This window comes from Shewanella benthica KT99 (genome assembly GCF_000172075.1).
Taxonomy (GTDB): Bacteria; Pseudomonadota; Gammaproteobacteria; order Enterobacterales; family Shewanellaceae; genus Shewanella; species Shewanella benthica_A.
This window is the reverse complement of sequence record NZ_ABIC01000037.1, coordinates 36,920-43,636: the sequence shown is the minus strand read 5'-3', so window position 1 is coordinate 43,636 and position 6,717 is coordinate 36,920. Positions and strand designations below refer to the sequence as shown.

6 protein-coding genes are annotated in these 6,717 nt (G+C 46.4%); 1 reads left to right on the top strand and 5 read right to left on the bottom strand.

Annotated elements, in window-relative coordinates; genetic code table 11:
• Nucleotides 1-990: asparagine--tRNA ligase (gene asnS / locus KT99_RS15335; RefSeq protein WP_005501742.1), on the top strand; the 990-nt coding region annotated here is incomplete at its 5' end.
• Nucleotides 991-1,052: 62 nt separating this feature from the next.
• Here the strand turns inward: asnS and KT99_RS15330 are convergent.
• Genes KT99_RS15330 through KT99_RS15310 form a run of 5 tightly spaced genes read right to left on the bottom strand, consistent with a single transcriptional unit; the run spans nucleotide 1,053 to nucleotide 6,694 of the window.
• On the bottom strand, nucleotides 1,053-2,084 hold the full coding sequence (locus tag KT99_RS15330; RefSeq protein ID WP_040572074.1) for a tetratricopeptide repeat protein: 1,032 nt from the start codon (nucleotides 2,082-2,084) through the stop codon (nucleotides 1,053-1,055).
• Between the two features lie 43 nt (nucleotides 2,085-2,127).
• The gene (locus tag KT99_RS15325) at nucleotides 2,128-3,096 is read right to left on the bottom strand and encodes a type II secretion system F family protein (protein ID WP_005501740.1); all 969 of its coding nucleotides are present in this window, start codon (nucleotides 3,094-3,096) and stop codon (nucleotides 2,128-2,130) included.
• Nucleotides 3,097-3,098: 2 nt separating this feature from the next.
• Nucleotides 3,099-4,076: a type II secretion system F family protein gene (locus tag KT99_RS15320; protein ID WP_005501739.1), complete on the bottom strand. Its 978-nt coding sequence runs from the start codon at nucleotides 4,074-4,076 to the stop codon at nucleotides 3,099-3,101.
• A gap of 9 nt (nucleotides 4,077-4,085) precedes the next feature.
• Complete coding sequence (locus KT99_RS15315) at nucleotides 4,086-5,411, bottom strand: CpaF family protein (RefSeq protein WP_005501738.1); 1,326 nt, start codon at nucleotides 5,409-5,411, stop codon at nucleotides 4,086-4,088.
• Nucleotides 5,408-6,694: an AAA family ATPase gene (locus KT99_RS15310; protein ID WP_005501736.1), complete on the bottom strand. Its 1,287-nt coding sequence runs from the start codon at nucleotides 6,692-6,694 to the stop codon at nucleotides 5,408-5,410. The genes KT99_RS15315 and KT99_RS15310 overlap by 4 nt, the downstream gene beginning before the upstream one ends.
• Nucleotides 6,695-6,717: the final 23 nt, after the last annotated feature.

The window sequence follows — 6,717 nt, the reverse complement described above, 5'->3', positions numbered from 1 at the left end:
GCGCGTGTACGTAACTGTTTGTCACAAGCAATACACAGATTCTACCATGAAGAAGGTTTCATCTGGGTCTCGACTCCCCTCATCACAGCATCGGATTGTGAAGGTGCCGGTGAGATGTTCCAAGTCTCTACCTTAGACATGGAAAACTTACCCCGTACCGACGAAGGTAAGGTCGACTACAGCGAAGACTTCTTCGGTAAAGAGGCCTTCCTCACCGTATCTGGACAACTTAATGCCGAGACTTATGCCTGCGCATTATCGAAAGTCTATACCTTCGGTCCTACGTTCCGTGCAGAAAACTCAAACACCAGCCGCCATCTGGCCGAATTCTGGATGGTTGAACCTGAAGTGGCTTTCGCCGATCTCGATGATATTGCCGCCCTCGCCGAGCAGATGCTAAAGTTCTGCTTCAGAGCCGTACTCGAAGAACGTCGTGATGATCTTGATTTTTTCGCCCAACGTGTCGATAAAACGGTGATTGAGCGTCTTGAGTCTTTCGTGACCAGTGACTTTGCTCAAGTTGATTACACCGAGGCGGTCGAGATCCTGAAAAACTGTGGCAAGAAGTTCGAATATGCCGTCGAATGGGGAATCGATCTGCAATCTGAGCATGAAAGATACCTGGCGGAAGAGCATTTCAAAGCCCCTGTAGTCGTGAAAAACTACCCGAAAGACATTAAGGCCTTCTACATGCGCCTTAACGATGACGGTAAGACTGTTGCCGCCATGGACATACTCGCACCTGGGATCGGTGAGATAATCGGTGGCGCTCAACGAGAAGAACGTTTAGATGTACTCGATGCACGCCTCGAAGAGATGAACCTGAGCAAGGAAGACTACTGGTGGTATCGTGACCTGCGCCGCTACGGGACCGTACCCCATGCAGGGTTCGGTCTTGGTTTCGAGCGTTTAGTCTCATACGTCACTGGTGTGGCTAATATCCGCGATGTGATCCCATTCCCTCGCGCACCTAAGTCGGCAAGCTTCTAGATTTTACCTATAAACAAAAAAACGCCCATCCGGGCGTTTTTTTATTTATTCTATTGGCAACATTAATATCTACTGTTTAGCTCCATAGAGGCTCGTCGCAGATTTTTCTGTGCTTGTTCAAAATAGCTGGGTGAATTATCAATTGCCCTTTTGAAAAGTGCTATGGCTTGTTTATATTGCCCCTCTAGCATCAAAAAATATCCCAGATCATTCAATGCATCGGCCGGCTCCATAGTATGTTCAAAAGTCGACAGAGCCCTATTGTATAGGCCTTTCCTGACATAGACCAAACCTAGGTTTGTCCAGCCACGATCGAAACTGGGATCTTCTCGTATCGCCTGTTTTAGATGATTTTCTGCCAAGGTATAATTACCACTCAAGTAATAGGAATAACCTAGGTTAGTGATGATCAGTGCCGAATGTGGCTCTTTCTTTAAAGCCAGTTTATACAAGATCCGGGCTCGCTCATGTTCATTATCCAGATCGTCCAGAATCGCCATAGCATTATAGATTCTAATAGGAGAAGACCTATCAAGATCTAATAACAGGTCAGTATCAGAACTTTGAACAAGCTGTTGCAGTCTGGTTTGATCCAGACTTATCGCTTTTTCCAGATGTATTCTTGCTTGTCTGTGCTGACGCTTATCCATGTTGATAAGACCCAGTCCAGCATGAGACATCATCATCTCTGGTTCTATGACTAAAGCTTCATTATAGGTCAAATATGCCAGTTGAATATTGCCTTTAATACTGTGTATTCTAGCAATTTGATATAGGACATTGGCGTTATCAGGTTTGAAATCCAACGCCTGAACATAGAGATACAGAGCAGAGTCTAAATTTCCCAAAGATTCTTCACGTTTCGCCCGTGCCACAGCATCCACTTCATCCTTGGGGGGATTGGCGGTCGCTACCATTATCATAGTATTGGTGTCATAGAGATCTTGCCGCTGAGGTGGGCTGACCTCTAATGCCTGTATCTCCTCGGCTGATTTAGTTGTCATACATGCCGATAGCAGTAGCATGATAACGGGGGAAATCAGAGAGCACGGGCTTAAGCCTCTGAATAAGTTAAACCGAATTGAACCTGCCATGGCCGCTCCTTATGCTTAATTAATTTGACTAATTATCATTTGGCTAGAAAGCTTGTCCCCATACTTTCATTACCTTGAGCACTGCGGGCCCCACCGCGACGATGAAAAATGAGGGCCAGATACACAGCATCATGGGAAAAATCATCTTCACCGCAAGCTTTGCGGCCTGCTCTTCCGCATCTTGCAGGCGCTTATCACGATATTCATCGGAAAATATCCTCAAGGTTGCAGCTATGCCAGTGCCTAAACGAATACTCTGTGAGATTGCCGAGTTGAGACCCTTTATGTCTTCCAAACCGGTTCTCTCGGTGAACTCCTGCAGAGCCACCTTGATGGTCAACCCCGCCCTGACCTTGCTGCAAACCAGATCCAGCTCACTGGCGAGACTGGCATGACTGATGGCCAGTTCATTGGCTACGCGCTGTAGCGCCGCGAGCAAGCCGAGTCCGGCCTCACAACAGACGACTAATAGATCTAAGGCGTCGGGAAAACCTGCTCTGAGATTCTTCATACGTCTGGATGCCAAATGCTGTAACACCATCGAAGGTAACAAATAGGCCCCCCCCACCATCAGTGCGACCACATACACACTCATCATGCCAGATATTTCAGGAAACAGACTCAAGATGAGTACAGATAAACCCGCCGAGATAAGCAATAAGATCAATCTGACTGAACTAAAAACGGCCAGTGCATTCTCAGAATGCAAACCCGCATGTATCAATAGCCGACGAGTGTCATCATTTGTCAGATTTAACGGTGTTCTGCTTGCCATACGTCCTATGCCATGCTCTATGGTGGCATTGACGTCGGTGCGAGTCATATGATGCCCTTCACCGGTTTGGTTAATGATTTTCAAGCGCTTCCTCAGTGGGGAATATATACCAGTGATGAATAAAGAGATCGAGATAGCTAAGGTGATACCTGCGATCGCCGCCATCACATATACGGCCCACTTAACATGCTCGGGGTCGTCAAATAGGGTACTTAATAAACCAATGAGATAATCCATAATTAAACGTCTATCTTAATGATTCTACTTATCCACCAGCCGCCAATTATCATTCCGACCCCTCCCCACATGAGTAATTTTTGTCCCGCTTCCGTGCCAGTTAACTCACCGACATACGCAGGTGTTTGTAGATAGATAACGGCAAAGAGCGCGAAGGGTAATAAGATTAAGATCCAGGCAGACAAGCGTCCTTCTGCCGATAAAGTCTTAACTCGACGCCTGAATTTAAACCTCTGCCTAATTACCCTAGTTAAATTCTCAATATTTTCCGCTAAATTACCGCCAGTTTCTCTCTGCACCATCACGGCACTGGCAAAGGCTAGCGCCGACACGCTAGGAACACGTTGAATAAATCCCAACAAGGCGAGCTTAATGTCTTTGGTGTAGTTGATATTAACAAACATCAGCTTAAACTCTTTCGCCAATGGCCCCTCCAACTCTTCGGTAGCCAATTTTATTGCGTCAGTAAAGGAATATCCCGCCTGCAGGGCCCGGCGGATCACATCCAAACCATCGGGAAAGCTGGCCTCTATGGTATCCATTCTCTTATTGGTGTCACGATTGAGCTTCATGTTAAACAAGAATGAGGTGATGACAAAAATAAAAGCGGTCATGAAGGGTTCATTAATGTAATACCAAGCTAGCATCGCCATGATCATCGATGTAAATATACCTAAGAATAAAAACTGATGGCCCATCATCTTATAATCGGCCAACTCCAATCGATAACTTAAATTCTCAATAAATTCTATACGTTCTAGCATCCTACCTAAATTAGTTAACTTCTCTAATTTACTCTTACGTAATAACGACACTTCGAAGCTAGTATCTCCAGCATGAGCCGACAGTTGCTTCAGCCGTTTACGGATCAATGCCGTATTCGCTCTCTGTGGGCTATATACAGGTAAAAATAGTGCCTGAGACAGTAAGATCACCGCCAAAAAAATTAAGCCAAAAAAGATCAGTTCATTTGAGAACATACTCGCCCCTTAAAAATCGGCAAAAGGATCACCACAATCGAAAATATCTAATGAAAGATCGATACCGTGCTGTTTTAATTTGTTATGAAAACCAGGGATCACCCCAGTGGCGGCAAACTTTCCTATGATGTCGCCTTTTTGATCTCTGCCTTCACGCTTAAAATAAAACAACTCAGACATGGTGATGATCTCCCCCTCCATGCCATTGATCTCCTGAATGCTAGTTACTCTCCGTCCCCCGTCTTCCATTCGATCAAGCTGTACCACCAGATCGATTGCAGATGCTATCTGAGTCCTGATATTAACCACTGGTATATCAAAACCTGCCATACACACCATGTATTCGAGACGCCCCAAGGCATCTCTGGCGCTATTAGCATGCAGCGTAGTGAGTGAACCTTCATGACCGGTATTCATCGCAGTCAACATGTCCAGAGCCTCTCCCCCCCTGACTTCACCGATGACGATTCTATCCGGGCGCATCCTCAAGCAATTTTTAACCAGATCCCTTTGACTCACCTCCCCTTTTCCTTCGATATTGGCTGGCCTTGTTTCCAGGCGGACCGTATGGGGTTGACGTAGTTGTAGTTCCGCAGAATCTTCTATGGTTACAATCCGTTCATCGGCTGGTATATAGCCGGAGAGCATGTTAAGTAATGTCGTCTTACCGCTACCCGTACCTCCGGAAACCAAGATATTAAGTTTGCCAGCAACTGCAGCGCTGAGTAGCTCATTCATCTGACTGGTCATGGAGCCTATCTCGATCAGTTCCTCGGCACACATTTTATCCACGGCAAACCGCCGGATGGATAATGCGGGTCCATCTAAGGCGAGTGGCGGAATTATCGCATTCACCCGAGAGCCATCCGCCAGACGAGCATCGACCATAGGGGATGATTCATCGATTCTTCGACCCACACTGGAGACGATCCGGTCGATAATATTGAGTAGGTGGGCGTTGTTGTGAAACTCTATCGGGACTCGTTCTAACTTACCTTTGCGCTCTATATACACCCGGTTATATGAGTTAACCAAAATATCTGAGATGCTTGGATCCGCCAACAATACCTCCAGCGGCCCCAAGCCTAATACTTCATCTATGATCAGCTTTATCAAACGTTGTCTGGCGGACAGATTGATGGGCAGATGCAAGTCGGTGATCAACTGGTCACAAATGTCATTGATCTGTTGTTGGGCCTGCTCTTTCGATATGGTTTCAATCAAGGAAAGATCCATGACGCTCAACAATTTATTATAGACCTGCTCCTTTAAATGCAGCTCCTCCGCTGTGAGTTGCTTAAATTCTACTTTTTGTTGTTCCGGCATATTGGTCATAGCCCCTTCCTCAATATTCGATTCCAAAATCCTTGAGAACGACCCACGGCCTGTTTGGATCTGGGGAAAAAATGTTCTGTCACTTGAGAAAGATCTTTGAGAATTTGCTCGCGATTAGCGACCTCTGTGATGGGTGAGCCCAGGTCGGTACATTGACTGGCAAGCTTAAAATCATTGGCCACCACGAAGTGCGACTCGATGCCGGTCGTCTCCCTAATATCTTTCAAGCTTATCCCCGAACTGGTCTTTTGATATCGATTAATCAGTAAATGGATACGCTCTATGTCGATACCCATAAATCTTACCAGTTGATTGACCACAGCCTTAGCTTCACGGATACTCATCACGTTTTGCTGCATCACCAGTAAAATGTTGGCATTGGTTAGCATATCGACATTCCAAATTTCAGGACCACGAGAGAGATCGATAACCACCTGTTGATAATACTGGCGACACTTGAGTAAAAGTTCATTGGTATTTCGCAGCTCGATGGGCTCGCTGGCATTGAGGACAGCAAATGGCTCGGCAGCCAGCAGATGCAGATGACCCAGATTGGTCATGGCGCCTTTTAGTGCCATTTCATCCAGAGAGTCCAATTCCTGTATCGCATCGGTGATAAAATAATGAGGCTCCAGACCCAGCATATGTGCCAAGGTCCCCTGTAAAAGGTCGGTATCGAGTAGGGAAACCTCTCCTTCATCTCTAATCGATGTGATCATGGCGATACTGGCCGCGATAAAACTGGCCCCCGAGCCCCCCTTAGCGTTAACCACAGCCAGCACTGGGGCTAGGTCGGCCTTATCTGCCAGTTTATGCGCTATCTTTTCCAGTGACTGTAGCAGTTCAGCCGCGAGCTCCTGCGGGGAGACAAAATCACTCACTCCTTGCTGAAAGGCTAACCTCAAGACGCCTTGAGGGGTATTCTGACCAAGAATGATAATATCGACACCATAGGCTGCAGCAGATTTTAGTGCCTGAACCGCACTGGCTTCATCATTGGGCAAGACTAAAAGAACAAGATTATAAGGCCTAGCGTTCGTCGAACTCGCGGCGAATGAATTAACAGTTTCTATCCCCTCCCAGGAGAGGTTCAGATAAGAATTCAGGTTGAGTTCGATATCGGCGATGCTTTTATGACAACTGTTTATCAAGAGCGCGTGTACCGGGTAAGGCAATATTCTATTAGCGAGCGTTTTCACCGCCGGATGGGAGTCGACATTGATGTTTTTGTTAGTGTCTCTTGCTGTTTCATTCGACACCAGTAACTCCAGCGGCTTATCCATTCGGTTGTCATCCCTTGATAAAA